The 26610-nt window shown below is 66.6% G+C and carries 24 protein-coding genes and 1 pseudogene; 10 read left to right on the top strand and 15 right to left on the bottom strand.

Going from position 1 to position 26610, the window contains the following annotated elements; all coding sequences use genetic code 11:
- Window positions 1–3: 3 nt before the first annotated feature.
- Genes IPF76_RS05060 through hemC form a run of 3 tightly spaced genes read right to left on the bottom strand, consistent with a single transcriptional unit; the run spans window position 4 to window position 2571 of the window.
- A complete protein-coding gene (locus IPF76_RS05060) occupies window positions 4–918 on the bottom strand; it encodes a mitofilin family membrane protein (RefSeq protein WP_293840446.1) in 915 nt (304 codons plus the stop codon).
- A gap of 19 nt (window positions 919–937) precedes the next feature.
- Window positions 938–1627 (bottom strand): uroporphyrinogen-III synthase, encoded by a 690-nt coding sequence (locus tag IPF76_RS05055; RefSeq protein WP_293840443.1) that lies wholly within the window; start codon window positions 1625–1627, stop codon window positions 938–940.
- Window positions 1624–2571: a hydroxymethylbilane synthase gene (gene hemC, locus IPF76_RS05050; protein ID WP_293840441.1), complete on the bottom strand. Its 948-nt coding sequence runs from the start codon at window positions 2569–2571 to the stop codon at window positions 1624–1626. The genes IPF76_RS05055 and hemC overlap by 4 nt, the downstream gene beginning before the upstream one ends.
- Before the next feature lie 62 nt (window positions 2572–2633).
- On the opposite strand from hemC, the gene tsaD reads away from it, so the two are divergent.
- The 3 genes from tsaD to IPF76_RS05035 all read left to right on the top strand — a co-directional run bounded on the left by tsaD (window position 2634) and on the right by IPF76_RS05035 (window position 6269).
- Complete coding sequence (gene tsaD / locus IPF76_RS05045) at window positions 2634–3668, top strand: tRNA (adenosine(37)-N6)-threonylcarbamoyltransferase complex transferase subunit TsaD (RefSeq protein WP_293841930.1); 1035 nt, start codon at window positions 2634–2636, stop codon at window positions 3666–3668.
- Window positions 3665–4657: an NAD(P)H-dependent glycerol-3-phosphate dehydrogenase gene (locus IPF76_RS05040; RefSeq protein WP_293840439.1), complete on the top strand. Its 993-nt coding sequence runs from the start codon at window positions 3665–3667 to the stop codon at window positions 4655–4657. The genes tsaD and IPF76_RS05040 overlap by 4 nt, the downstream gene beginning before the upstream one ends.
- Window positions 4658–4733: 76 nt before the next feature.
- Entirely contained in the window at window positions 4734–6269 is a 1536-nt protein-coding gene (locus tag IPF76_RS05035) for a lipopolysaccharide biosynthesis protein (RefSeq protein WP_293840437.1), read from the top strand.
- A 13-nt stretch (window positions 6270–6282) separates the two neighbouring features.
- Here the strand turns inward: IPF76_RS05035 and IPF76_RS05030 are convergent, their stop codons facing one another.
- Entirely contained in the window at window positions 6283–6540 is a 258-nt protein-coding gene (locus tag IPF76_RS05030; protein ID WP_293840435.1) for a hypothetical protein, read from the bottom strand.
- Between the two features lie 68 nt (window positions 6541–6608).
- Complete coding sequence (locus IPF76_RS05025) at window positions 6609–7607, bottom strand: adenosine kinase (protein ID WP_293840433.1); 999 nt, start codon at window positions 7605–7607, stop codon at window positions 6609–6611.
- A 108-nt stretch (window positions 7608–7715) separates the two neighbouring features.
- On the opposite strand from IPF76_RS05025, the gene IPF76_RS05020 reads away from it, so the two are divergent.
- Entirely contained in the window at window positions 7716–8399 is a 684-nt protein-coding gene (locus IPF76_RS05020; protein WP_293840430.1) for an EI24 domain-containing protein, read from the top strand.
- Window positions 8396–8782: a hypothetical protein gene (locus IPF76_RS05015; protein WP_293840428.1), complete on the top strand. Its 387-nt coding sequence runs from the start codon at window positions 8396–8398 to the stop codon at window positions 8780–8782. Before IPF76_RS05020 ends, IPF76_RS05015 begins: the two co-directional genes overlap by 4 nt.
- 2 nt (window positions 8783–8784) lie before the next feature.
- Here IPF76_RS05015 and queG read toward each other — a convergent pair.
- Window positions 8785–9836 (bottom strand): annotated as a pseudogene (gene queG, locus IPF76_RS05010) (tRNA epoxyqueuosine(34) reductase QueG).
- A 67-nt stretch (window positions 9837–9903) separates the two neighbouring features.
- Between queG and IPF76_RS05005 the strand changes: the two are divergent.
- The 4 genes from IPF76_RS05005 (at window position 9904) to msrB (ending at window position 14044) form a co-directional block, all read left to right on the top strand.
- Window positions 9904–10857 (top strand): ATP-binding cassette domain-containing protein, encoded by a 954-nt coding sequence (locus IPF76_RS05005; protein ID WP_293840426.1) that lies wholly within the window; start codon window positions 9904–9906, stop codon window positions 10855–10857.
- Complete coding sequence (locus tag IPF76_RS05000) at window positions 10854–12158, top strand: ABC transporter permease (RefSeq protein WP_293840424.1); 1305 nt, start codon at window positions 10854–10856, stop codon at window positions 12156–12158. Before IPF76_RS05005 ends, IPF76_RS05000 begins: the two co-directional genes overlap by 4 nt.
- Window positions 12159–12228: 70 nt before the next feature.
- Entirely contained in the window at window positions 12229–13485 is a 1257-nt protein-coding gene (locus tag IPF76_RS04995) for a cytochrome P450 (RefSeq protein ID WP_293840421.1), read from the top strand.
- A gap of 73 nt (window positions 13486–13558) precedes the next feature.
- A complete protein-coding gene (gene msrB, locus IPF76_RS04990; RefSeq protein ID WP_293840418.1) occupies window positions 13559–14044 on the top strand; it encodes a peptide-methionine (R)-S-oxide reductase MsrB in 486 nt (161 codons plus the stop codon).
- Between the two features lie 10 nt (window positions 14045–14054).
- On the opposite strand, the gene IPF76_RS04985 is transcribed toward msrB, so the two are convergent.
- The 3 genes from IPF76_RS04985 to IPF76_RS04975 are packed head-to-tail and all read right to left on the bottom strand — an operon-like array spanning window position 14055 to window position 17927.
- Window positions 14055–15935, bottom strand: coding sequence for a hypothetical protein (locus tag IPF76_RS04985; RefSeq protein WP_293840415.1), 1881 nt, complete (start codon window positions 15933–15935; stop codon window positions 14055–14057).
- Window positions 15932–16363, bottom strand: a complete 432-nt coding sequence (locus IPF76_RS04980) for a GtrA family protein (protein ID WP_293840412.1) — start codon at window positions 16361–16363, stop codon at window positions 15932–15934. Before IPF76_RS04980 ends, IPF76_RS04985 begins: the two co-directional genes overlap by 4 nt.
- A 25-nt stretch (window positions 16364–16388) precedes the next feature.
- Window positions 16389–17927, bottom strand: a complete 1539-nt coding sequence (locus tag IPF76_RS04975; RefSeq protein ID WP_293840409.1) for an NAD(P)/FAD-dependent oxidoreductase — start codon at window positions 17925–17927, stop codon at window positions 16389–16391.
- Window positions 17928–18063: 136 nt separating this feature from the next.
- On the opposite strand from IPF76_RS04975, the gene IPF76_RS04970 reads away from it, so the two are divergent.
- Window positions 18064–19053, top strand: a complete 990-nt coding sequence (locus IPF76_RS04970) for a patatin-like phospholipase family protein (RefSeq protein ID WP_293840406.1) — start codon at window positions 18064–18066, stop codon at window positions 19051–19053.
- 417 nt (window positions 19054–19470) lie between these two features.
- On the opposite strand, the gene IPF76_RS04965 is transcribed toward IPF76_RS04970, so the two are convergent.
- The 6 genes from IPF76_RS04965 to rsmG form a co-directional block, all read right to left on the bottom strand.
- Window positions 19471–22242, bottom strand: coding sequence for a carboxypeptidase-like regulatory domain-containing protein (locus IPF76_RS04965; RefSeq protein ID WP_293840403.1), 2772 nt, complete (start codon window positions 22240–22242; stop codon window positions 19471–19473).
- 30 nt (window positions 22243–22272) lie between these two features.
- Complete coding sequence (locus tag IPF76_RS04960) at window positions 22273–23103, bottom strand: molecular chaperone (protein ID WP_293840399.1); 831 nt, start codon at window positions 23101–23103, stop codon at window positions 22273–22275.
- A 196-nt stretch (window positions 23104–23299) separates the two neighbouring features.
- Window positions 23300–23797: a DUF4402 domain-containing protein gene (locus IPF76_RS04955; RefSeq protein ID WP_293840396.1), complete on the bottom strand. Its 498-nt coding sequence runs from the start codon at window positions 23795–23797 to the stop codon at window positions 23300–23302.
- 329 nt (window positions 23798–24126) lie between these two features.
- A complete protein-coding gene (locus IPF76_RS04950; RefSeq protein ID WP_293840393.1) occupies window positions 24127–25089 on the bottom strand; it encodes a ParB/RepB/Spo0J family partition protein in 963 nt (320 codons plus the stop codon).
- The gene (locus IPF76_RS04945; RefSeq protein WP_293840391.1) at window positions 25090–25872 is read right to left on the bottom strand and encodes an AAA family ATPase; all 783 of its coding nucleotides are present in this window, start codon (window positions 25870–25872) and stop codon (window positions 25090–25092) included.
- Complete coding sequence (rsmG, locus tag IPF76_RS04940) at window positions 25869–26531, bottom strand: 16S rRNA (guanine(527)-N(7))-methyltransferase RsmG (RefSeq protein ID WP_293840388.1); 663 nt, start codon at window positions 26529–26531, stop codon at window positions 25869–25871. The genes IPF76_RS04945 and rsmG overlap by 4 nt, the downstream gene beginning before the upstream one ends.
- Window positions 26532–26610 lie beyond the last annotated feature (79 nt).

The raw sequence follows: 26610 nt of genomic DNA, 5'->3' as shown, positions 1-26610 counted from the left end.
GCGCTAGGGGGTCGGTGCCGCGGTGCCGCGGGCCATCGCGGCAGCCGGACTGTCGCGCGGCTCCAATATCGCCGCGGTCTCGATCAGGTCAAGCGCCCGCCGCGCCTCGTGATAGCGCCGCGCATCGATCAGCCAGTCGTTGGCGGTCGCCGCACCCGGCATCGCCTCGACCTCGGCAATCGCGAGGTCGGCCTGCCCGGCGCCCAGATAGCGCCGCGCGCGTTCAAGCCGCTCCGCCGCCCGCGGCGATTGCGTTCCCGCCGCGCGCACGACGAACAGCTCGCCCAGTTCGCGGCGCAGGCCCGTCCACAGGCTGCCACTTCCATCGCCGCCGCGACCAACGAGCTGCGGCGCCAGCGTATCGAGTTCGGCGCGCAATTGTTCGAGCGTCACCGGTTCGCGCGACGTTTCGATGATCGTTTTCACGGCATTGGGCTGGTCGTCGCCAAAGCGCAGTCGCAGCTGGGCATCGAGATAACCGAGCGACAACCCGCGATCGAGCGCGCGGCGGACCGCAAAGGCGACCAGCAGCCCCTCGGCGCGCGAGGCGTTGCCCGACGCCGATTCGGCCTCAAGGGTAATCCGCAACAGCCGTTGCTCGAGTTCGGCGACCCGCGCCGCCAGCGCATTGGCGCCATCGACCGGCGCGACGACCAACGGCGGCGCCGCCGCGCCTTTCGGCGCGGCGGCGGCGAGCAGCGCCGGGTCGGTAATATCGCCAACCCCCTGCGCGCCGGTCACCTTGACCGCGGGTGCGGTGTCATCGCCGTTCAGCCAGCGGTTCACCGCCCAGCCGCCACCAATAATACCGATCAGCAGCAGGAGCAGGGCAGCGATGGCGAGCAGGCGAAACGATGGTCCCCTCGCCGGGACCGCCTCGGCCATGGGCGAGGGGGTATCGGAGCTGTCGATTGCCATATGTCTCTTTCGAACGACCCTATTTTCCGCCCTTGTGGCACAAACTATACGCCAGTGCCAACATTCCGGCGTCGGTGGGCTGCGCAACCGCGGCCAGTTCGCCCCAGCCCTCGCCCGCCGCCGCGGCGACCGCGGGGCTGATCGCGACCAGCGCCAGATGGGCACGGTCGCGACCGACGAGGTCGCAAATCCGCCGCGCGGCGCGAACCGAATGGGCGAGGAGCACCGCCGGTGCGGCGGTCAGCTGCGTCCACGCCCGCGGCGGATCGACCGGTTCGACCGCGTAGCAGGCCAGCGGCTCAAGCGCCGCGCCGCGCGGGTCGAGCGCGGACCGATCACGACCGCAAAGCCATAAAATCCGGGCCATTTTCGCCGATGTCATGGCGTCAAGAAGGCATTGGGCACCCGCCGCGCCGGTCTGGGCGACCGTCAGCCGGGCCTCATGCGCGGCGTCCGCGGTGGCGGTGCCCACTGCATAGACCGGCAGCGCTGCGAGGAGCGCAAGCTGCGGACCAGCAAGCCGCACCGCCTGCGCGCTGGTCAGCAGCAGCGCGTCGAAATCTGCCTGCGGCGGCGCGGTCCATGCGATCGCCTGCGCCGCAAACAGCGGCATCGCCTGGGCATCAAGTCCCAGCACCGCCGCGCGCGCGATGGTGGCGCTATTGCCCGGTTCGGGGCGGGTGACGATCAGCGGCAAGCCGCTGCTCATGCCGCGAACAGCCGCCGCACCGTATCGGGGGCATCGCCGAGCAACCGCCGCGCCAGCGCGGCTGCGGCATCGTCATGGTCGATCAGCGCATGGCCGACAGCATGGTCGGCGCCGTCTTCGGAAAAAATCTCGGCATCGAGGCGCAGCATGCCGTCATCGCACCAATGCGCATGCGCCGCGACCGGCGAACGGCAATCGCCCCCCAGCGCCGCCAGAAAGGCACGCTCGGCCGCCACCGAGCGATGGGTCGGCGCATGATCGATCGCGCGCAGCAGCGCAAGCGTGCCGCCATCATCGGCGCGGCACTCGATGCCGATCGCGCCCTGCGATGCTGCGGGCAGCAGGACCGCCGCGTCCTGCGCCGTGCCGACGGCGTGCATCCCCAGCCGGTCGAGCCCCGCCGCCGCCAGCAAGGTCGCATCAGCCTCGCCCGCCGCCAGCTTCGCCAGTCGCGTCGCGACATTGCCGCGCAGCAGCACCGGCTCCAGATCGGCGCGGATCCGCCGGATCTGCGCGGCACGGCGCGGACTGCTCGTCCCCAGCCGCGCGCCGTGCGGCAGGTCGGCGACGCTCGTCGCCGCAATGCCCTCGCGCACCACGAGCCGGTCGCGCGGATCGGCGCGTTCGAGCATTGCGCCCAGCGCAAAACGCGCATCGCGCAGCGTCTCGACGTCCTTGAGCGAATGAACGGCAATATCGATCACCGCGGCATCGAGCGCCGCATCGAGCTCGCGCGTCCACAATTCCTTGCCGCCCACCTCGGCAAGCGCGCGGTCCTGGATGCGGTCGCCCGTCGCAGTCATTGGCACGATCTCAAGCGCTTCAGGCGCGAGGCCATGCGCCGCGATCAGCGCCGCCACCGTCATATGTGCCTGCGCCATCGCCAGCGGCGACGCGCGGGTGCCGATACGCAGCGGCTGTTTGATTGTTGGCAAGTCGGTCATCGCGATGCTGCTAGCGCGGCTTGCCCTGCCGATAAAGGGGCGGGTAAGGGATGCGCACGATTATGTCTCTCATCCTTGGCCTTGAATCGAGCTGCGACGAAACCGCAGCGGCGCTCGTCACTGGCGATCGGCGCATCTTGGCGCACCGCGTCGCCGGGCAAGAGGCCGAGCACAGTCCGTTCGGTGGGGTCGTTCCCGAAATCGCGGCGCGCGCGCATGTCGACCGGCTGGCACCGATCGTCGCCGGCGTGCTCGCCGATGCCGGCGTGTCGCTCGCCGAAGTCGATGCCGTTGCAGCGACCGCCGGGCCCGGCCTGATCGGCGGAGTGATGGTCGGACTGGTGACCGGCAAGGCGCTCGCGCACGCCGCGAACAAGCCGCTGATCGCGGTCAACCATCTCGAAGGCCATGGGCTGTCGCCGCGACTCGTCGATCCCGACCTCGCCTTCCCCTATCTGCTGCTGCTGGTCTCGGGCGGCCATTGCCAATTGCTGCTGGTCAGCGGCGTCGGCGCCTATCGCCGCCTTGCCACCACGATCGACGACGCCGCGGGCGAAGCGTTCGACAAGACCGCCAAGCTGCTCGGACTCGGCTATCCCGGCGGCCCCGCGGTCGAGCGCGCCGCGCAGGACGGCAACCCTCACGCGGTGCCGCTGCCGCGCCCGCTCGTCGGCAGTGCCGAACCGCATTTCTCTTTCGCCGGGCTCAAGAGCGCGGTGGCGCGCGCCGCCGCGAGCGGCGCGCACAGCGTCCCCGACCTCGCCGCCTCGTTCCAGCAGGCGGTCGTCGACTGTCTCGTCGATCGCAGCCGCATTGCGCTCGCCGTCTGTCCCGAGGCGACCGCGTTCGTCGTCGCCGGCGGGGTCGCCGCCAACGGCGCGATCCGGACCGCGCTGACCGATCTCGCCGCCCGCTTCGACCGCCCCTTTGTCGCGCCGCCGCTGTGGCTGTGCACCGACAATGGCGCGATGATCGCCTGGGCGGGGGCCGAACGCTTTGCCGCGGGGCTTTTCGACGATCTCTCGGTCGCTGCGCGCCCGCGCTGGCCGCTCGATCCCGATGCTGAAACCGTGCGCGGCGCCGGAGTGAAAGCATGACGTCATATCGAAATTTCGGGATTATTGGCGGCGGCGCGTGGGGTACTGCGCTGGCGCAGATGCTCGCCGCCGACGGCGCCCCCGTCCGCCTGTGGGCGCGCGAAGACGATGTGGTCGCCGCGATCAACGCCGAGCATCGCAATCCGGTCTTTCTGCCCGGCGCGGCTTTGTCGACATCGCTCACGGCGACCGGCGCGCTTGCCGACATGGCCGAATGTGACGCGCTGCTCATCGTCGTTCCGGTGCCTTTCCTGCGCGCTGTGCTGGCTGATCTGTCCGCGGGCGATGCACCGTTGATCTTCTGCAGCAAGGGCATGGAGGCGGGCAGCTTCGCTTTCCCGATCGACATGGCACGCGAACTTGCACCGCAGCGGCCGCATGCAGTGCTGTCGGGACCGACCTTCGCGCACGAAGTCGCCGCCGGTCTGCCGACCGCAATCACCCTCGCCGCCGCCGATCCCGACCTTGCCGCCGCCATCGCCGGCGCCATCGCCCGGCCGCATTTCCGCCCCTATGTCTCGACCGACGTGATCGGCGCCGAGATTGGCGGCGCGATCAAGAATATTCTCGCCATCGCCTGCGGCATCGTCGACGGCGCCGGGCTCGGGCTCAACGCCCGCGCCGCGCTGATCAGCCGCGGCTTTGCCGAAATGACCCGCTTCGGGCTCGCGCGCGGGGCACAGGCGGAGACGCTCGCGGGACTCGCCGGTCTCGGCGATCTCGTCCTCACCTGCACGTCATCAAATTCGCGCAATTTTGCGCTCGGGCAAGGGCTGGGCCGCGGCGAAGATGCCAGGGCGCTGATGGCCGACCGCCGCACCGTCGCCGAAGGTGCCTTTAGCGCCCCGGTCGTCGCCGCCGCAGCGCGCGCCGACGGCATCGACATGCCGATCTGCGATACGGTGGCACGGCTGGTGGCGGGCGAAACGCGCGTCGCCGATGCCATTCATGCCCTGCTCAGCCGCCCGCTGCGATCCGAGGGTCGGTGAGCTTACGCAGAGAATTGCCTGCACCCCTGCATCGCGCTAGACTGCGCGCCGGGGACCAGCAGAAGGGGCGGCGGGCTTGAGCCAGACGGACAGCGCAGCCGCGCCCCTATCATCAGGCGCTCCCTCGGGCGACGCCGACACGGCCGCGCTGGCCAAGGGCGGACGTACCAATTTCTTCGGCTTCATCCTGCGCCTCGTTGCGCGCCTGCCCTTTCTCTATGTCGCGGGCCGCTGGTACGGCCCCGAAGCGGTCGGGCGTTTCGCCTTTGCCGTCCTTGTCATCGAACTCGTAGCGCAGCTCGCGACGCTCGGGCTGAAACGCGGGCTTGCCGAACAGTTGAGCGCGCCGGGCGCCGACCATCGCATCGTCGTATGGGACGGCATGTTCGTCGCCTTGCTCGCCTCGGCGGCGGGATCGGCGCTGCTCTTCGCCTTTCCGCAGCTCATGTATCCCGCCGGCGACGTCGGCGGTGCCGATCGCTGGATGGCGCTGCTCGTCTTTGCGATCGCTGGTACCGACATCGCGCTGGCCGCGTGCGCCTATCGTTTTGATGTCGGAGCGACGGTGCGCGCGCGCGCGATCGTCGAACCGTGGGTGATCAGCGCCGCGGCGGCGGGTTTCTGGTTCGTGTCGGTGCGCGACGGGCTGATGCTGTCCTACGCCGCTGCGATGATCGGCGCCTTCCTGACCGCGCTGATTCCGATGCTGGGCCACTATGGCAGCCCTCGCGGCTGGCAGCCGCATCCGGCGCATCTGATCGCAGTTGCGCGGCGCAACGCGCCGCTCGCGGCCGCCGACGCGATCGAATGGGGCACGCGCCGTCTCGACCTGTTCATCCTCGGCCAGTTCACCTCGCCGACGATCTATGGCATTTATTATATGGCGCAGCAGGTCGCCTCGCTGCCGCAAAAGCTCAAGACCAGCTTCGAGCCGATCCTCGGCCCGGTCATCACCCGCAATCTTGCCGAAAACAAGCTTGCCGCCGTGGCGGCACAGGTCAGCCAGGTCGGCTTCTGGATCATCGCCGCGCAGGCCGGCGTCGCGCTGGCGCTCGGCATCCCGGGCGAGGCGGTGATGGGCCTCGTCGGCCCCGAATTCGTCAGCGGTACCGCCGCGCTCGCCTTCCTGCTCGCCGCCGAAGTCGTCGCGGCGACCGCGGTCGTCAGCGAGGCAGCACTCGTCTATGTTGCACGCCACCGTAACCTTTTGATCAGCATGGCGACGTTGGCATTGCAGGCGATTTTGAGCGTCGCGTTGATCCTGATCGCCAAGTCGATGGGGCTACCGCCGATCTATTACGCCGCCGCGGTCGCGCTCGCCCTGATGCTCGCTTTGGGTTTCGCGTCGGTGGTGAAAGCCCGGCTGCTCGCGCATCTCCTTGGCGCGCCGGTCAACAGCCTGCGCTGGGCGCTCGTCTGGGCGACCGCGGGCGCCGCGGTGCTCGGCTGGGGCGCGACGCAGCTGCCCGAATGGGCCGAACTGCTGATCGGCGTCCCCATTATCCTCGGTATCTATGCGTGGCTGATCTGGACCCGCGGTTTCGGGCCCGCCGACCGCGCCTTGTTTAAGAAACATCCCGAAACGGCAACCGGCGAACCGGCCGCCGTCTAGTGTCAGGCGCGAACTACTTCACCGCGTCCTGCGCTGCGTCGCCGACATTCTGCGCCGCGTCGCCAACCTTTTGCGCCGCTTCGGTGATCGCGCCGGTCTCGGCGCTGTCGTTGGCGAGGAACTGAAACGCAAAAAAGCCCGCTACGGCCAGCACGACAAGCAGGATGAGGCCCATGCCCAATCCGCCGCCGCGCCGCGGTTCGCGATCGATGATCGTCGTGGTGTGCGTCGTCCCGTCGGGCGCGCGCGTTTTGTGAATCTCGTCCGCCATATCATCCTCCTGTCCATTTGGCTGTCGTGCCATCTGGCGCATAGGACGCGTTGGGTGGCTGAAAGTTCCTAGCCCAGCCGTTCGGCGACCTTGGCGCGAAGGTCGGTTTGTGCCCGCGGCCCGACCTGCGCGATGATTTCGCGCGCGCATACGGCGCCCATTGTCAGGCAGTCGGCAATCGGACGTCCTTCGGCCAGTCCGGCAAGAAAACCCGCCGCAAACAGGTCGCCCGCCCCTGTCGTGTCGACGACATCGTCGATCGGCTCGGCGGCGACCTCGGTGCGTTCGCCGCCCGTCATCGCAACCGCGCCCTTTTCGCCGCGCGTCGCGACGAGCAACGGCACATCGGCGGCGACACGCGCGAGCGCGGTTTCGAAGTCATCCACCTGTGCCAGTTCGAGCAGTTCGGCCTCGTTGGCGAACAATATGTCGATCTCGCGCGCTGCGGTCATGCGGTGGAAATCGTCACGGTGCCCCGCAACGACAAAGGTGTCCGACAAGGTGAAGGCGACGCGCCGCCCCGCCGATCGCGCCATGCCGATCGCTTCGGCCATCGCCGCGCGGGACGCGTCGGCATTCCACAAATAGCCTTCGAGATAGAGGATGTCGGCGTCGGCGATCAGCGCCGCGTCGAGCGATTCGCGGCCCAGATTCTGCGACGCGCCCAGGAAGGTGTTCATCGTCCGCTGACCGTCGGGTGTAACGAGGATCAGGCAGCGCGCGGTCGGCGCGCCATCGGATTGGGCCGGCGCGTCGAATGCGACCCCAAGCGCGGTAAGGTCGTGGGTGAATACATGACCCAGCTGATCATCGGCCACCTGGCCGATAAAGCCGCAGCGGCGCCCGAGCGCCGCCATGCCCGCGAGCGTGTTCGCGGCCGAGCCGCCCGACATTTCGATCGCCGGTCCCATCGCCGCGTACAACCGCTCGGCCTCCTCGGCGTCGATCAGCCGCATCGATCCCTTGCTCAGCCCTTCGGCGGTGATCAGCGCGTCGTCAGCGCGGGCGATGACATCGACGATCGCATTGCCGATGGCGACGACGTCGAAACGGGCGGTGGAGGCCATGAAATATCCTGTGCTGTGTGGAAAAAAGCTGCCGCGCTTTAGGGATGGCGGCGCGGCAAGGCAAGCGCGACGCTTGACGCGCGCGCTGCCCCCTCGCATCCCCCAAGAATGACCCGCGCCGTCCACGCCTTTCTGCTCGCGCTCAAGGATCTGCCGAACCCGCGCGTGCTGCGCATCCTGCTGCAAAGCCTTGCCCTTACGCTGCTGCTGTTGCTCGTCGCGGGCGCCGCAATCTATTTCGCGGCGCGCTGGGCGCTCGAGCATTGGCAATGGCTCGGGGCGACCGAGCGCGACATGGCGGGCCTGCTCGTCATCCTGGCGATCATCGCGGGCAGCTGGCTGCTGTTTCGTGCCGTGGCGATCGTCGTCGTCGGGCTGTTCGCCGATGCGATCGTCGCCGATGTCGAGGGGCGCCACTATCCCGCTGCCGCCGCCCGCGCCGTCGATGTCGGCTGGCGCCAGAATATCCGTCTTGCGCTCGCGTCGGTGGTTCGGCTGATCGGCGGCAACCTGGTCGCGTTGCCGATCTATATCCTGCTGCTCGTCACCGGCATCGGGACGCCGATCTTCGCGCTGTTCGTCAACGGCCTGCTGCTCGGTCGCGATCTCGAAGCGATGGTGCTGGCGCGCCACCCCGACCGCCCGCGGCTGGACCGACCCGCGCGCTGGTCGCTCGGACTGCTGTCCGCCGCAAGCTTTGTGGTACCCGTCGCCAATCTGTTGGCGCCGATTGTCAGTGCCGCTATGGCCGTCCACATGCTCCATTTGCGGAGCGGGGACCGCAATACATGATCAACAACAACCGCTTGGCCCTATTCGCCAGCCTCACCCTGCTGCTCGGCGGCTGCGCTGGCAACGCGATTCCGCGCGCCACCCCGCCCAAGGCGCCCTCGTCGGCGGGTCCGATCACCGCGCCGCGCCCGACGCAGAACAACAGCCTGATCGGCCGCTCCGCCAATTCGGCGCTCAGCCTGTTCGGCAAGCCGCGCCTCGATGTCGCCGAGGGCGCAGGGCGCAAATTGCAGTTCGGCGGCACCGCCTGCATCCTCGATATCTATTATTATGCGCCGAAACAGGGCGCCGACCCGCTCGCCACTCCACGTCGATGCGCGTACCCCCGACGGCCGCGATGCCAATGTGCCCAGCTGTATCGAGGCGCTGCGGCGCTAGATTGACGTCACGGCGTCAATTCGTCCAGCGCCCAGCTTGCCGCGTCCGCCACCATCGGCGTCTCGTCCTTGCTCAGCCGCTCCAGCATCGGCCGAAACCCGACATCTCCGCTGTTCCCCGCGGCAATTGCGGCGTTGCGGACCATCCGCCCGCGCCCGATGCGCTTGATCGGCGACCCCGCAAACACCTGCCGAAACCCGGCATCGTCGAGCGCGAGCAGGTCGGTGAGCGACGGCGCCACCAGCTCGGCACGCGGCAGGAATGCGCGGTGCGCGTGCGCCGTCTCGGCGAACTTGTTCCACGGACAGACCGCAAGACAATCGTCGCAACCATAGACGCGGTTGCCGATCCCACGGCGCAGCTCATGCGGGATCGGCCCGTCATGCTCGATCGTGAGGTACGAGATACAGCGCCGCGCATCGAGCCGATACGGCGCCGGAAATGCCTGCGTCGGGCAAGCGACCTGACACGCCGAGCAACTGCCGCACCGATCGCGCCCCGGTGCGCTCGTCGCCAGATCCAGCGTCGTGTAGATCGCACCCAAAAAAAGCCAGCTGCCATGGTCACGGCTGACCAGATTGCTGTGCTTGCCCTGCCAGCCGAGCCCTGCCGCCTCGGCCAGCGGCTTTTCCATCACCGGCGCGGTATCGACGAAGACCTTGACCTCGGCCCCGGTGCTTCGGTGACCAGCCAGCGCGCGACCGCCTTGAGCGCCTTCTTGACGACGTCATGATAGTCACCCCCCTGCGCATAGACCGAGATCCGCCCGCGGTCGGGGTGATCGGCCAGCGCCAGCGGGTCGTGCGACGGGGCATAGCTCATCCCCAGCGCGATCACCGAACGGACCTCGGGCCATAGTCCCCTGGGTGAACCGCGCTGCGCGGCGCGGCTTTCCATCCAGATCATGTCGCCGTGCTGCCCTTCGGCGAGCCACTGGTTCAATCGCTCAGCGGTTTGGGGCGCCGCGCCCGCATCGGCGATCCCGAACGCGACAAAGCCATGCGCGCGCGCCACCGTCTCCAGACGGTCTTCGATGGAAAGCAAGGCTTCGGCAACCATTGCCGCTCTATACGCGAGCCGTCCGTCCGTGCCATAGCTTGCGGACAATCAGATCAGGGACCGAAGCTTGAACGATTTCAGCGTCGAGGCGAGAGGCCTCACCAAATATTTCGGCGATTTCAAGGCGGTCGACGATGTCAGCCTCGCCGTGCCAACCGGCAGCATCTATGGCGTGCTCGGCCCCAATGGCGCGGGCAAAACCACCAGCCTGCGGATGACATTGGGCATTATCGACCCCGACGCAGGCTCCAGCCGCGTCTTTGGCGAACGCCCGCAGGCGGTGCGCCACCGCATCGGCTATCTGCCCGAGGAACGCGGGCTCTATCCCGGAATGAAGGCGCGCGAGGCGATCGCCTTCATGGGAGCGCTGCGCGGGCTCGACTGGTCGGAGGGACGCCGACGCGCCGCGACCTTCATGACCGAGCTCGGGCTCGAACGCGTGATCGACGAAAAAATCCGTAAAATGTCCAAGGGCATGGCGCAGATGATCCAGCTGATCGGATCGATCGTCCACGCTCCCGACCTCATCGTTCTCGACGAACCTTTCTCCGGCCTCGACCCGGTCAACCAGGAACGCCTCGAAACGCTCGTCCGCCGTGAGCGCGATCGCGGCGCGACGATCCTGTTTTCGACTCACGTCATGGCGCACGCCGAGCGCCTCTGCGACCGACTCGCGATCATCGCGCGCTCGCAGCGGCGCTTCGAGGGGACGGTCGACGACGCTCGCGGGCTGCTGCCGATGCAGGTGCGCTACACGCCGCGCGCCGACGCTGACGCCTCCGCCATCGCCGCGCTGCTCCCAGCGGGCGCCGAATTGCGCGGTGACAGCTGGTTTTTTCCGATCGATGATGCCGACGTCGAACCGATGCTGACGCGGATCACCGCCAGCGGCCTTGGCGTCGCGGGCCTGTCGATTACCCGTCCCGCACTCCATGACGCGTTTGTCCATATCGTCCGCCAGGTCGATGCGAGTTTCGACGCCAATGCCGGAACCGACGCGGTCGAGGAGGCGCTGGCATGACCCCCTTCCTCAAAAACATGTTCGTCATCGCGCGCCGCGACTTTCTCGCGATCGTCGCGACCCCGACCTTCCTGCTGTTCCTGCTCGCGCCGCTGTTCATGGTCGGCATGGGGCTCGCCGGCGGCATGGGCGCCTCGCAGCTTGCCGACAGCGCGCGCGGCGCCGGCCGCATCGTCGCGGTCGCCGATGCCTCCGATGTCCCAGCGCTGCGCGCCGCCGATGTGCGCCTGCGCGGCGGCCTGACCCGTCAGGTACCGGCGCTGGTGATACGTATCGCCGGCCCTGCCAACGCCGACCCGGTTGCGATTGCGCGCGAAAAGGGCAGCGACACCTACGCCGTCCTCAGCGGTCCGCTCGCCACCCCGCGCATCGTCGAGCGTGAGCCGGACAGCAACGCGGGGCGCTATCTGGCGCTGCTCGCTGACGATGTTCTTCGCTCAAAAGCCGCCGGACCTCTGCCCCCGGTGGCACCGCGATTCGAATCCTTGTCGAGCGGCGGTACCAGCATCGCACTCCAGCAGTCTTTGGGCTTCGGCGCGGTCTTCATCATCTTCCTGCTCACCCTTCTCCTCGCGGGTCAGACGGTCAGCTCGCTCGCCGAGGAGAAGGGCAACAAGGTCATCGAGATCCTCGCTGCCGCGGTCCCGCTCGAAAGCGTCTTCCTCGGCAAGCTGCTCGGTTTTCTCGGCGTCGCGGTGCTGTTTATCGCCTTCTGGCTTGTGATGGCGCTTGCGGGCGGGCTGATCGCCGCGCTGCAGATCGATCCGGCCGCGCTCGCGTCCGTGCAAAGCGCCAGCAAGGCGGCCGCGGCCCTCGCCGCGGCGCCCGCGACCGGCTGGCCGTTTTTCCTCGGCATCGGTTTCGTCTATTTCATCCTCTCCTTCCTGCTGCTCGGCGCGGTGTTCCTCGGCGTCGGCGCGCAGGCCGCGACGGTGCGCGAAATCCAGATGCTCAGCCTCCCGATCACCATCTTCCAGGTCGGCATGTTCAGCCTGTCGACCGCCGCCGCCAGCGCCCCGGGCAGTCGCCTGTCAACGATCGCGCAAATTTTCCCCTTCTCGTCACCGCTGGCGATGGCGGCGCGCGCCGCAACCGACGACAGCAAGGCGGTCCACCTGCTCGCGCTCAGCTGGCAGGCGATCTGGGTGGCGCTTGTGGTCTTTCTCTCGGTCCGCCTCTTCCGCGCCGGGGTACTGAGCGGCGGCAGCAGCTGGAAGTTCTGGCGGCGCGGCGGACGGGCGGTGGCGCGCGCCGCCACCGCTGCTGCCGCCACAACTGCGCAGCCCGCCGACCCTCATTGACAAAGCTGTAAATAGTGGCATTCTGCAACTGATCAGGCCGCGCCAGACGGCCCTTCAGAGGAGCAGCCCCATGGCCACCCAGATTCGCACCGCCCCCGAAATCGCCAATCCGCTCGATGTCAGCCGCGCCGAATTGTGGAGCGAGGACCGCTGGCAGGAGCCGATGCGCCAGCTCCGCGCCGAATCGCCGATCTATCGCTGCGAAGATTCGAAGTTCGGCCCCTATTGGTCGGTGACCACCTACAAACCGATCCAGCATATCGAGGCGTTGCCCAAGATTTTCTCCTCGTCGTGGGAATATGGCGGGATCACCGTCGCCGGTGACGGCGTCGAACATCTGAAAGAAGGCGAAATTCCGCTGCCGATGTTCATCGCGATGGACCCGCCGCAGCATACCGCGCAGCGTCGTACGGTGGCCCCCGCCTTTGGCCCCTCCGAAATCGAGCGCATGCGCGCCGACACGCAAAAGCGCACCAGCGACCTGATCGACACCCTGCCGATCGGCGAAGCCTTCGACTGGGTCGAAAAACTGTCGATCGAACTCACCACCGACATGCTCGCGATCCTGTTCGATTTTCCGTGGGCGGAACGCCACCGGCTGACCGCCTGGTCCGACGCGCTCGGCGATATCGAATCCTTCGACACCACTGAACAGCGCCAGGCGCGCACCGCCAAGGCGTTTGAAATGGGCGCGGCGTTCAAGGAATTGTGGGACCGCAAGGCGCTGAACCCCGGCCAGCACGACCTCATCTCGATCATGCTCCAGTCCGACGCGATGAAGCATATGAGCGAGCATGAATTCATGGGCAATCTGATCCTGCTCATCGTCGGCGGCAACGACACGACGCGCAACTCGATGTCGGCCTATGCCTATGGCCTGCACAGTTTTCCGGAGGAACGCGCCAAGCTCGAGACGAACCATGATCCCGAACTCGCGGTCAACGCGATGCACGAGATCATCCGCTGGCAGACCCCGCTCGCGCACATGCGCCGCACCGCGATGGAGGATACCGAGCTGTTCGGCCATCAGATCAAAAAGCGCGACAAGATCGCGCTCTGGTACGCCTCGGCCAACCGCGACGAGAGCGTTTTTCCCGACGGCGACCGGATCATCGTCGACCGCGAAAATGCGCGCCGTCACCTCGCCTTTGGCTATGGCATTCATCGCTGCGTCGGGGCACGCGTCGCCGAACTGCAGCTCACCACTTTGATCTCCGAAATGCAGAAGCGCCGCCTGCGGGTCAACGTGCTCGCCGAACCCGAGCGCGTGAACGCCAGCTTCGTCCACGGCTACCGCCATATGCAGGTCGAGCTGGAGAAATATTGACGCGGCGTGAAACCTGGCGCCACAAGACAGCGTATCTAGCGTGAAGGCCCGGCCAACGGGTCAGGAGTCCGCCATGATCGACCGCCGTTACCTGCTCGCTGGACTCGCCCTTGGCGGCGGCGTCATCGCCGCCCCGATGCTTTTCGCCAAATCGTCGCGTCCGCAGGCGGCACCCGGCTGGCGCCTCTCCGAAGCCGAATGGAAAAAGCGCCTGACCGCGCCGCAATTTTATGTGCTGCGCGAAGCGGGGACCGAACGCCCATTCAGCCATCCGCTCGACAAGGAAAAGCGCGCGGGCACCTTCGTCTGCGCGGGCTGCGCGCTGCCGCTCTATTCGAGCAAGACCAAATATGACAGCAAGACCGGCTGGCCGAGCTTCTGGGCCCCGCTCAAGGGCGGGATCGCGACGTCGACCGACTATGATCTCGGCTATGCGCGCGTCGAAGTGCATTGCAAACGCTGCGGCGGCCATCTCGGCCATGTTTTCAACGACGGGCCGAAGCCGACCGGCAAGCGCTATTGCATGAACGGCGCGGCGCTGACCTTCCGCGCCGCCTGACGCCGCGGCCTCACCTTGCCGCGGGCTTCACCCGCCACACCGACAGCCCGGCACGCGATGCTATCGGCACCGCTGCGAGCCACGCCGGCGGTTTGCCGGCGTAAAGCTGCGCCGCCAGCGCGTCCGGGCGCGCGCGGCGATATTTGGTGAGGTCGTTGGCCGTCCGGCAAAACACGATCAGCGTCGCGCCATGTTTGCGGACGAGTGCCTCGGCCTGCGCGGGATCACCCGCAAAGACGCGGATGCTGTCCGCCATCGCATCCTTGTTGCGGTGGTGCGGCGTCGCGACCAGATCATGCTTGCTCCAGAATATCACCGGGGCCCCCAGGTCGATCGGGGTGAGGATCGTCGTCACCGGCAGGTGATCGAGCGCCGCGATTGCGGCGGGGTCGAGGCACGTTTTTTGATAGCGACTTTCCGTCGCCATCTCCGCCGCAACCCGGGCTTCCTCGGCTTGCAGCGACGGCACAATCGCGGTGAGCACCGCCGCAAACGCTGTACTGCCGATCAACGGCAGCGTGAGCGCGGCGGCGGCCGAACCGATGATGCGCGGGACAACTGACGAAATCGTCCGCGCCCACGTCCACAGCCGCAGCCCAAGCCACGCGCAGCCGGGCAGCGCGAACAGGTGCGCGGTGGCCGTGCTGCGCAGCACGAGCAGCGATAGCGCCGCCGCGCCGAGCAGCGCAGCGATCACCGTCGCCCAATTGCGGCGATCGACGGCGGCGCTGGATCCCCGCCACGCCAGAACCGATCCGGCGAGCCCGATCAGCGACGGCACCAGGACGTGGATGGCGTCCTGCCACTTCGATGCCCACAAGGGCTGGCCTTCGAGCACATGCCGATACCAAAATTCGACCACAATCGGGTCGAGCGATGCGAAAGGCCCCTTGGCGCATGCCGGCTCGGTCCACACCAGCGCGCCCGCCGCCGCTAAACCGGCCGCGCCCAGCAGGCCAAACCGCGCCCAAGCCGCCGCCGGGTTCGCCCGCGCCGCGCCAAAGGTCAGCGCCGCGGCAGCGACGAACGCCGCCATATAGGGCGCCGACAACGAATCGCACCATGTGCCCACCAGCCCGACCGGACCGCGCGTGGCGAACTGAAGCAGGATCGCCCCGCCCGCGAGCGCGCCCATCAAGCCGCAAAGACGGTCGCGATCAGCGGCGCGGCCGTGCAAGGCCCAGCGCAGCGCCGCCAGTCCCGCGAACAGCGCGACGATTGGCAGTCCTTCGATCGACACCGCCAGCAAGCCAGCCGCGAAAAACCCGCCCCATAACCCCGCGCGCCATGTCGCGGGCCGCAGCGCCTGCGCCATGATCAGCATCGCCAGCAGGATCTGCCAGCCATGATGATCGACACGCAGCGGGCGGAACTGGATCACGATGAAACCCGCCATGATCAGGAACAGCGGCGCGACATAGGCGATCCGCCAGTCGGACAGGTTGCGATAGCCCAGCGCGCAGGCAGCGCTCAGCGCCGCGCCCAGCATTGGCGGCCACAACATCATCACGATCCGTTCGGCCAGCGCTTGCCCGAACAGCGGTTCGAGGATGAGGATGCCGAGCGCCAGCGGCGCATCGACGATCCGCGACCAGTGCATCAGCACCCCGCCACCCGCCGGATTGACCCGATATTGCTTGAGATCCCACCAGCTTTGCCCGGCCAGCAGATCGCGCACCTGCGCCATCCGCATCGCATCGTCGGTGTCTGACAGATCCAGCGCGCCGATGGCCTGCCAGTTCACGATAATCGCGACCAGGCTCATCGCCGCCCACAACATCAGCGCAATCCGTACCGGCGTCAGCCAGCGGTTGAGCGGGGCGCCATCCGAAATTGGCGCTGACGGCTGCGCCAGCGCGCCGCCCACAACAGGCGCGGTGACGTCGGTCACGCCGCGGCGGCCCGGAAAACGATATGGCGGCGGAGCAGATAGGTGGTCTGGAAACTGACGACGATCGCCGCCAGTTTGGCAAGGCGTGGATCGAGCCCAAGCGCGCTGCCGGTACCAACGATCGCCGTCGTGACGGCAAGGCCGATCAGCGCCGACCCGACAAACAGCATTTTCTGGCGATGCCGTTCACCCGTGCCGCGCGTCGCGACACCGTCGGCAAAGACGAGGCGGCTCGACACCAGCCAATGGACCAATATTCCCGAGCAATAACCGACCGCCGATGCCGCCATCGGCGACAGTCCCGCATCGAGCAGCAGCAGGAAGAGTCCGGCGTCGCTGCCCAGCGCAAGCCCGCTCGCGAGCAGATAGTTCAGCCAGCGCATCTCGCCGCGGCGGATCGATCCGATCAATTTGGTGACGGGCAGCATGGCAAGAACGCCCCTGGCCAAGGCCTCAGGCGGCCTTCGTCACGCGTGCGGGAACCTCGCGGACCGACGCAAGCGCGGCCTGCTCTCCCTCGGTCCCGCTCTCGTGATATTCGGCGTCCTCGTTGACCCCCCAAATGTCATAGACACGCTCGCCTGCGGCGATGTTGCGCACCGTCAGCATTGCGGTCATCATCGCGTGATCCTGGTTGTTATAGCGGTGCATGCCGTTGCGCCCGACCATGTGCAGCGTCGGATAGCGCGCCTCAAGCTCGCTGCGCATCGCCTCGACGTGCGCGGCATAGTCGTCGTCATAGACCGGATAAGCCTTTTCCTGGCGCACCACCGCGCCGCCAACGACATCCGCGGGATCGCAGAGGCCAAGGATCGCCATTTCCTTCGTCGCCAGCGCAATCAGATCCTCGTCGCTCGACGCCCACAATCCGTCGCCCTCGAAACAGAAATATTCAAGGCCGACGCACGCGAGGTCGGGATCGGGCACCATTTCGGGCGACCAGCTGCGGAAATTCTGCACCCGGCCGACCTGCACCTTGCTGTCGTGGATATAGATCCAGTTGTCGGGGAACAGATCCTCCGACCGGATTTTCAGCGCAACGGTCAAGAAGTCGCGATATTTCAGCTTCGGCGCCGCATTCAGCGCGCAGGCGGGCAGCGGATGGATACGCGCCGCCAACTCGCGCATCGGCGCCGAGCTGATCACATGCGCCGCATCGATCACGACGTCGCCGTCGGGACCGTTCGCGGTCAACCGCCAGCGGCCGCTCACCTGATCCTGCGTCAGCTGCTTGAAGCTGTGCGCCATCAACACATGGTTGCCGCCCGCAATCACCTTGTCGCGCGCCGCATCCCACATCATGCCGGGGCCAAGCCGCGGATAGCGAAAGGTTTCGAGCAGGGTCTTGGTCGCCATGCCGTCATTCGGGCGCTTGTTCAGCCCGAGGCTGCGCTTCAGCCCGTCGATCACCGCGCCGCCGAGCGAAAGCCCCTTGATGCGCTGCGCCGCCCAGTCAGCCGACATTTCGTCGCACGGCATGCCCCACACCTTTTCGGTATAGGTCTTGAAGAAGATTGAATAGAGCTTCCGCCCGAACTGGTTGATCGTCCAGTCCTCAAAGCTGCGCACGGTCTTGTTCGGCAGCAGTTTCGCCTTGGCATAGCTCACCATGCACAGCGTCGAACGCATGACACCCAGGTTCCACAGCGCTTCGAACGCACGCAGCGGATAGGAATAGAATTTACCCTCATAATAGATGCGACTCATCCGCGGCCGCTCGATGAAATCGTCGGGCAGAATCTCGTTCCACAGATCGACGACTTCGCGACTCTTCGAAAAGAAGCGGTGGCCGCCGATGTCAAAGCGAAAACCCTCATGCTCGACGGTGCGGCTGATCCCGCCGACATAGACCGGATCCTTTTCGATCACCGTCACGCGGTAACCCTGCTGGGTCAGCTGATAGGCCGCGGTCAGCCCTGCCGGGCCGGCGCCGACGATGGCAACATCGACGCTCGTCGGGCGGTTTTTCAGCGAACCGGATAGATCGGACATTGACTGGCTTCCCCACAGGCAAATTCATGCTCCCCTCCGCTGTGGCTAATCATGGATAAAAAGTGGTTAATTTGGCGTCGGGATTTATGCCAGGCAGCGACTTCGCGCCTTGGGAAGCGACCCGTAATGCGTTAAAATGCTCCCAGCCAAGGAGGCGCACGGCATGGCAGGCGGGCTGGCAATCGTTTTGAGTGGCGGCGGCGCCAAGGGCGCCTTTCAGGTCGGCGTCGTCCACGAACTGGTGGTGAACCGGGGCGTTCGCCTCGATATTGTCGCGGGCGTATCGACCGGCGCGATCCAGGCGCTCGGCGTCGCGCAGGACGATGTGCCGGGGCTGCTCGACGCCTGGCTCGGTATTCGCGGCAACAGCTCGATCTACAAGTCGCGCCCGCTCGGCGTCGTCGGGGGATTGCTTGGCGAGGATGCGATCTACGACACCGCACCGCTCAAGCGCCTGCTCAAAAATTTTGCCGATGACGCTAAGCTACGCGCAAGCGGGCGAAAATTATTGCTCGGCGTCGTCAATCTCGGCACGGGAACCTATCGCAGCATCGACGAGAATGTGCCCGGCATCCACAATTGGGTCTATGCCAGCTGCGCAATGCCCCTGTTCTTCGACCCGCTCAAGACGCGCGCGAGCAACGGGACCGAGGAACAATGGGTCGATGGCGGGGTGCGCGACGTGACTCCGCTCAGCGCGGCGCTCGAATTGAACCCGCGCGGCGTCATCGCGGTGCGCGCGTCACCCGCGCCCCAGCCCGGCCCGATCCGCACCTTCCCCAACCTCATCAAGATCGGGCTGCGCGCGGTCGACATTCTGCAATCCGAAGTTTCGGCCAACGACCTGGCAGGCGCCGCGCTGATCAACGACCTGATCGCCGCGCGCGAGGCCCAGCTGCGCGCGCTGCAAAGCGAAGGCATCGGCGGCGCGCAGGCGGCGCGCATCCTCCGCCCGCTGGATGTCCAGATATCGCGCTACCGCTTCGCGCCGATCCGCATCATCGAACCCGAAGAAGACGTTGCCGAAACGCTTGAGTTCGATCCGGCGAAAATCCGCGCCGCGATCGACGCCGGCCGCCGCGCAGTCGATCGCGAATGGGACGCGCTCGAACCGCTGCTGAGCTGAAGCCCGGCGGAGCGTCCGCTATCTGTTTACCGATCGGCGCGCTTGTCGGGCTTCATCGCAAAATTCGCCGCGTTTGGCGCACGCCGCCTCCAATGCTTGGATCGAATTTTCCCATTGGTCGGCGACATAAGGATCATTAGCGATGATCGGCGAATAGACCTGTCTGGTTTGCGCTGCCTGCGGATTGCGGCCGATCGGCGGCGGCCTGCTGCTTTCATCGCGCGGCGATGGCACGGCGGTTATCAGCACCGCAAGCAGGCCTACGGCCGCGAACATGAGAGCCAGCGTTCCAACAATCCAAGCCGCCTTTTTCACACCATGCCTTCCACGGACCGATATTTCCGCGCTAATCGCCGCGATGCTTCACCTGTTTCGCCGCGCGCTGCGACACATATAGTGTCGGCTTTGCGGAGGGGGCTACAATCCCCCACTGCCCTCGCCCGGCGGCCCCCGCGCGCTATTTCCGTCCGGCGGGGCTGCTTCGTGCAACGCGACGTTGCGACCCAACGGCTTTAGCAGCAACGTGCCCAGACACACCCGCGGTGTTGCCTTGCCCGGCACCGCACCTATCGCAAAACCGCTATCGAGGCGTAGCGCCGCCGCCGACGCCTTGCCCAGCCGCACCGTGTAGCGCCCATAAGCCACGCTTTCGAACAGGAAATAGCCGTCGAACTCGGTCAGCGTTGTCGCACGCACGCGTCCTTCGGCATCAACCAGCTCGAGGCTCAGCCCCTCGATCGGATTACCGCCGTCACGGCGCAGCGTCCCCTCGATTTCGCCCGCCGCAACCATCGGCAGCGCAACCCGCGTCGCGACGCCGGGCCGCGGCGTGACCACCACGCCCGGCAGCGCCGGCTGGACATAGGGATCGGGCAGGCTGCCAGCGTCGATGCCGATCAGCACCGGGCGGAAGGGTTCGAGACCATCGATCGTGCCCTGACCATCTGTGCTGGTCGCTTGCTCGATATAGGCATGGCCCGCGGTCAGCGGCACCCCCGCCAGCGCTGCCTCGCCCGACTGGCGAACGCCATCCCCATTGTCGTCCATCCACACGTCGGCGATCACCTGGCCGCGGCTGGCAAGCTTTTCGCTCGACACGCGCCAGCCGCCGTTCGGCTTTGGCCCCAGGCTGAAGGCAAGCGACAACGACGCCGCGAGCGAGCCGTCGCTCGCCACCTCGCCGAACCCGCTCAGCTGCAACCGATTGAAACGGCGTGTATATCCGGCACCGACCCGCGCCCGCCCGAGCCCGCGGTCATAACCGAGTTCGGCGCGCCATTCGGCATCGCCCTTCCCCGCCCATTCGCCGATCAGCGCCACGCGCGTGTCGCTGCTGTCCCCGGACAGCGCAAAGCGCGCCTCGCCGCGCAGGCGGACGCGCCCGATCCGGGCATTGGCGAGCAGGCTGGCGGTCAGATTATCGGGCGGATCGGGCCCGACCGGGGCTTTGGTACGGCTCCAGTCGAGCTGACCGGTAAAGGTAAGCGCCCGGAAACTCGCCGACGCGCGCGCGCTGGCCTCGATGCTGTCGATGCCCGATCGCCGTTCGATGTGACGAACGTCAAAATGCAGCGGCAGCACGGTCTGCCCCAGCTTGAGCGACTGATCGACCGAGATCGAATAGAGGCCGTTGATATTGCTGATAAGGCGGTCCGACACAAAGCCGTTCCAACCTCGCATCGCATCGGCACGGACATAGGTTTCACCAAATGCCGCCAACCAGCTCGCGCGCACCGCGCCGCCACCGTCGTCGGCTTGCGCGGCACCAACCTCGAGCAGGGTCGGCCCGAGCGAGCGGCGCAGCGCCACCTCGGCGTAATTGCGCCGAACATCCTCGATCATCAGGCTATGCGCATAAGCGGCGACCGACGTCCGCGTGTCGAGCCCGCGCTCGATCCCCAGCGTCCCGCGCCAGCCGCGCCGGAACGGACCGCGCCGCCGCCCGCCGAATTCGATCAGGTCGGCGTTTTCCTGCGCAAACCCCGCCCAATACCAGGTCTGCTGCGGCGGGATCGAATCCATCCCGACCTGCACCTGCTTGATTTCGCGCCTGATTTGCCCCTGCGGGCCATAAAGGACGATCTCGAAGCGGTTCGATCCATATTGCAGCGGGACGTCGAGAAATTCGTAGCGGCCATCGCGATTCGGGCTGGTAAACGCCAGCAACTGCCCGTTTCGGTAGAGTTCGGCGTCCCAGCCAGCCGGCAGATCGCCGCGAAAGGTCGTTTTGTCGAAGCTGTCGGGGCGCTCGATCGGGCGGTTGGTGACCACCGCGCCGCGCCCCGGCGCCGACGACGCCACCGCGCCGGTCGACAACAGGCTGACATCGCCCACCGCATAATGCGTCGCTTTCAGCGGCCCGAGCAGCCGGCCTTCGGGATCGGTGCGATACAGCCGCATGCGCAGGCTGTCGGGGACGCCTTCATTGTCCGATGACAGCCGCGCGTCGAAACTCTGCCCCAGCACCTCGCCCGCGGCAAAAATCTCGTAGCGCCCCTGGACATAGGAACCGCCGCGCTTGTCCGACACGAACCCCGCCGAGGCAACGACATCGACCGACGGCATCGCCCACGCCTGATAGGGCCGCGACGCCTGCGGCAGGCTGGCGAGGTCGAATTGTGCCGTCGGGCGGATCCCCGCCGCGCGCGCGCGCCGCTCGGCGGCGAGCTGGAAGGGGAGCTTGTCCTTCGATTCGATCCGCAGCACCGCGTTCGACAGATCGGCAGCAATCGGTACCCCTAGCCAGGCGTTGAGGCTGTCGAGATCGACGCACCAGCCCGCGGGCGTGTCGCGGATCATCGTCGCCGAAAGCCGGTAGCTCTGGCTCCCAGCGCGCACTTCGCCGACCTCGCGGTCGATCACCAGGCTGCGCCGTTCGTCGAACACCCAGCCGGTTGCGCGGCGCAACTTCTTGTCGACACGCACCGCGAGGTCGAGCGCGAGCACGACATCGGCGAGGTCGACGCAGATCCCCTGCGGCGTCTGGTACCCGCGCACTCCGTCGCCCAGCCGATACTGCCCCGACCGCATATCGAACAGCCAGCTGTCGTCCTCGTTCGGCGCCCAGCTGTCGGTCGCCAGCGAAACCGGCGCTGTATCCACGGCTCCGGCGCCAGCAGGGACAAGCCCCACCAGCGCCAGCCCGGCAAGGATCGCCGGTTTCCATCGGGTCAGCGCCGCGCGAATCACGGCTTTGGCTTTCGCCGCGTCCCTACGCCGTCACTTCACCACTCGGTCGGCCTGATCGATCGTGCCGCCACCGATTTCGCGGTCTTCGGTATAACGGATGCGCACCGGCCCCTTGAGCTTTGCGGCAAGTTCCGGCGGGACGCGCAGCGAAACCTCGCGCGCGCTCACTTCGGGATAGACCGCGATGCCGCGCGCGACGAGCAAGGGTTCGCTGATCCCCGGCCGCGTTACCTCGATGTCGCCGTAAACCGACCGATTGCCCGTCCGCGTCAGCCCAAAGTTGAACGCCGGACCGTCGGCGGTGTCGGCGACCCATGCGTCGCCGATCACCGCCTCGGCGCCGAGATCGCCAACGCGCACGATCACCGGAATGGTGATGCCGTAAATCGGGGTCAGCGCGATTGACACGCCGGTGCTCGCCGGCTTGGCCGCATCGGCAGCAACCGCCGGCGCGGCGTCGGGCACGGCGCGAAACAACATATGCGCGCGATACTCACCCGGCGGCGTGCCTTCGGGAATACGCACCCCGACCCGGATCACTTGCGGCTGGTTCGGCGGCAGCGTGACACGGCGCGGGCTGAACGCGATCATGTCGAGCGCCGTGCGTTCGTTGGGACTGGCGTTTTCCTCGGCAATCTCGTCGAGTCCGCCGACGGCGGTCATCCGCTTGATTTCCAGGCTGATGCGATAGGTTGCCGGTTCGGCGCCGATGTTGTTGAGCACCACCTCGGTCCCACGCGAACCGTCGAGCACGACGCGGGTCGGCGCGACGAGCAGGTCGCCCGCCGCCTGTGCCGGTACCGCCACGGCCCCGAGCAAAAAGAAGGAGAACAGGCCGAAGCCTTTGAAAAAGCGCAACATGGATACGATCCCCACAATCGTTGGTCCGGAATGGCTGGCGCCGCTCCGCTGGTCACACCCTGCCTGCGCCAACATGGTTGATATTTCGCTAACCATGTCCGCGACTTGCGTGCCGCGCACAAAAAAGGGGCCGCCAGACCTGCGCCGGGCGACCCCTGATTGGCTGACGGGCCGTCGGCCCGCCAGTTCCCCCACCTTATTGGTAGTTTGCGGTGACGTTGAACGTCCCGGTATAATCGCCCGCCGTCTGGTTGGCGCCGACGCTCAGCGTACCGCCGACCTGAAAGCTGCCGCCCGTGGCACCCAGCGTGATGTTCGCCGCCGAATAGCTAAGCGTCGAGGCCATCGTGCCGCCCAGCGAACCGTTGAGCGTGACGCTCGCATCGCCGCCGACGAGCACGACTGCACCATTGGTGCCCTGAACGTCGAAGTTCGCCGCCGTCGTCGTGCCGGTGCAGGTCAGGCCCGCGCCGCACGTCGCCGCGCCGCTGGTCGAAACCGCCACGGTCGAGGCCGTCGCACCGCTGATGATCGTGGCATATTGCAGAGCGCTGGTGTTAGTCAGCGTGATCTGACGCAGGATCTTGGCCGTGGCCGTACCATTTGCCGAAGCCGCATGCGCCGCCGGGGCGTTCAGGGCGAGAGCAGCAATCGCGGCGCCGACGATGGCGCGCTTCATTCCAAATTTGCGCATATGTTTGGTCCCTTGAATCCGAAAACTGATTGTCGAAATGCGAATGGATATCCCACCCCATTCGTCGACCTCTTTAGCGGGCGACAGGTTCAGCTTTTGCCAGCAAGCTTGGTTAACAGCGCAGTAGGAATTGGCCCGCTCTACCCATGGTCAGCGAGATAAATCAGGACTTTAGCCTGATGATGGCGCGGTCGTGGAGACCGCCCGTCCTTCTTTAACGGCCCGGACTGGCACAAATTAAGCGCGCCGGCAGGAAGGAATTGAGTTGCCCGCAGAAAGCGGAGCCTGAACGATTCGCATCCTATGTCCGGGATGAGGAGCCGGAGGGCTCAGATCGCCTCGCCGCTCAGTCGCTGACAAATCATATCAAGCTGGTCGAGCGAAGCGAACTTCAGCGTCAAATTGCCCTTGCCGCCCCCGGCATATTGAATCGCGACGCCAATGCCGAGCAGCTCGGACAAATGGCGCTCGACCGCGATGATGTCGGGATCGCGCCCGCCACCACCGTCCATGCTCTTATATTCCAGTGGCGTCTGCCGCCCGCCGCCCTTGGCACCGCGCACCAGCGCCTCGACCGCACGCACCGACAGACCTTCCTTGACCACCCGCCGCGCGATCGCCTCGGCGTCGGCGGCGCCGATCAGCGCGCGCGCATGTCCCATCGCGAGCGATCCATCGCCGACCAGGGCCTGCACCGGCGCGGGCAGGTCGAGCAACCGCATCAGATTCGCGACATGGCTGCGCGATTTGCCGACGAGCTTCGCCAAGGCGTCCTGATTATGCCCGAAATCGTCGATCAGGCGGCGATAGGCGCCCGCTTCTTCGATCGCGTTGAGGTCTTGCCGCTGAATATTCTCGACCAGCGCGATTTCATAGGTTGCGGCATCGTCGAGTTCGCGCACCAGCGCCGGAATCTGATGCAGTCCGGCGCGCTGCGCCGCGCGCCAGCGCCGTTCGCCGGCAACGAGCTGATAGCCGTCGCCATCGGGCGCACGGCGGACGATGATCGGCTGCAACAGCCCGCGTAGCCCGATCGAATCGGCAAGTTCGGATATGGCGTTGTCGTCGAAATGGCGCCGCGGCTGACCGGGCAAGGGCCGAATCGACCCCAGCGGCACATGCTGCACCGAATCGCTCGACCCCGTCGGGGCGGTTTTTGCGGCGCTTCCGGGCGTTGCCAGCACGGGCGCCTCCGCAGCAACGTCGCCGAACAGCGCGTTCAGCCCGCGCCCGAGCCCAGAGGGCCGCTTGCGCGCCGGTGTCGGTCCACTTTCGTCTTTAGTGTCAGTCATTTAGGCAGCCTTGCGGACGTTGGGCAGGCGATCGATCAACTCGCGCGCCAGCGCGATATACGCCGCCGACCCGGCGCAGCGATGATCGTAAATCAACGCCGGCAGGCCGTGACTCGGCGCTTCGGACAAACGGACGTTGCGCGGGATCACCGTTTCGAACACCACCGGGCCGAGCACGTCGCGAACATCGTCGGACACCTGGTCGGTCAACCGGTTGCGGCGGTCGAACATCGTCAGCGCGACGCCCAGGATCGACAATTTCTGGTTGAAACGCTCACGTACGCGCTCGACCGTGGTGAGCAGCTGGCTGAGCCCTTCGAGTGCGAAGAACTCACATTGCAGCGGCACGATGAGCGATTCGGCGGCGATCAGCGCGTTCAACGTCAGCATCCCCAGCGACGGCGGGCAATCGATCAGGCAAATGTCCCACTGCGCCGCGTCAGGCCCCGACAGCGCCTGTTGCATGCGGTGCAGACGGTCCTGAAACTCGATCAGCTCGATCTCGGCCCCCGACAGGTCGACCGTCGCCGGCACGATGTCGAGCCGCGGCACCGCAGTGGCAATCGCGCATTCGCGCAGCGTCGCGTCGCCGCGCAGCAGCTCGTAACTCGAAAATTCGCGCTGAGCCTGCTTGATCCCCAGCCCTGTCGACGCATTGCCCTGCGGATCGAGGTCGATGATCAGCGTCCGCCAGCCGGTTGCCGCGAGTGCGGTCGCCAGGTTGATCGCGGTCGTCGTTTTGCCAACCCCGCCCTTCTGGTTCGCCACGCAAATGCGGATCATGCTTTTCCTCGTTTCTTACCCGTGACTTGCCCCGTTCCGACCAGAATCTGGCTGTCGGCGTCGGTGAGGCTTTGTTCCACGTGAAACAGATTCTGCCACGGCTGCGACAACAACGCCAGTTCCTTAACCGCATTTCGGCCCTTTGGCAGCAGCCAGCGCGTCGATTCGGTGGAAAAACGGGCGGATAAGTCGATCAACCTGTCGAGCGGTGCAAAGGCGCGCGCACTGATCGTCGCCGCGGCGCGCGTTTCGATGCGTTCAAGCGGTGCTTCGATCACCTCGACGTGCGAAAGCGCCAGTTCGGCAACCACGGCACGAAGAAAATCGCACCGCCGTCGGCGCGATTCGACCAGCACCATCGGCCGCCCGCTCAGCATCGCGATGACGAGCCCCGGCAACCCCGGCCCGCTCCCGAGGTCGAGCCACATCCCGCCGCGATCACGATCAAGCGCCAGCAATTGCGCGCTGTCGGCGATATGCCGAACCCACAGGATCGGGATCGTCGACGCCGCGATCAGATTCTGCTGCGCACTCTCGGCCACCAGCATCGCCGCAAACCGCTCAAGCTGCGCCCATCGAACGGCCGACGGAGCAAAGGTCGCGCAGATCCATCCGCGAGCCGCTTCTTCGCTGCCCAGTATCGCTTGACCGCTATCCATCAACTCACAACCCCAATTTCGTCATTCCCGCGAAAGCGGAATCCCGCCTATTCTTCTTCGTGCCTTTGCGCCCTTGTGA

The organism is Sphingopyxis sp., from assembly GCF_016704835.1.
Lineage (GTDB): Bacteria > Pseudomonadota > Alphaproteobacteria > Sphingomonadales > Sphingomonadaceae > Sphingopyxis.
This window is presented reverse-complemented; position numbering and strand designations above follow the sequence as displayed.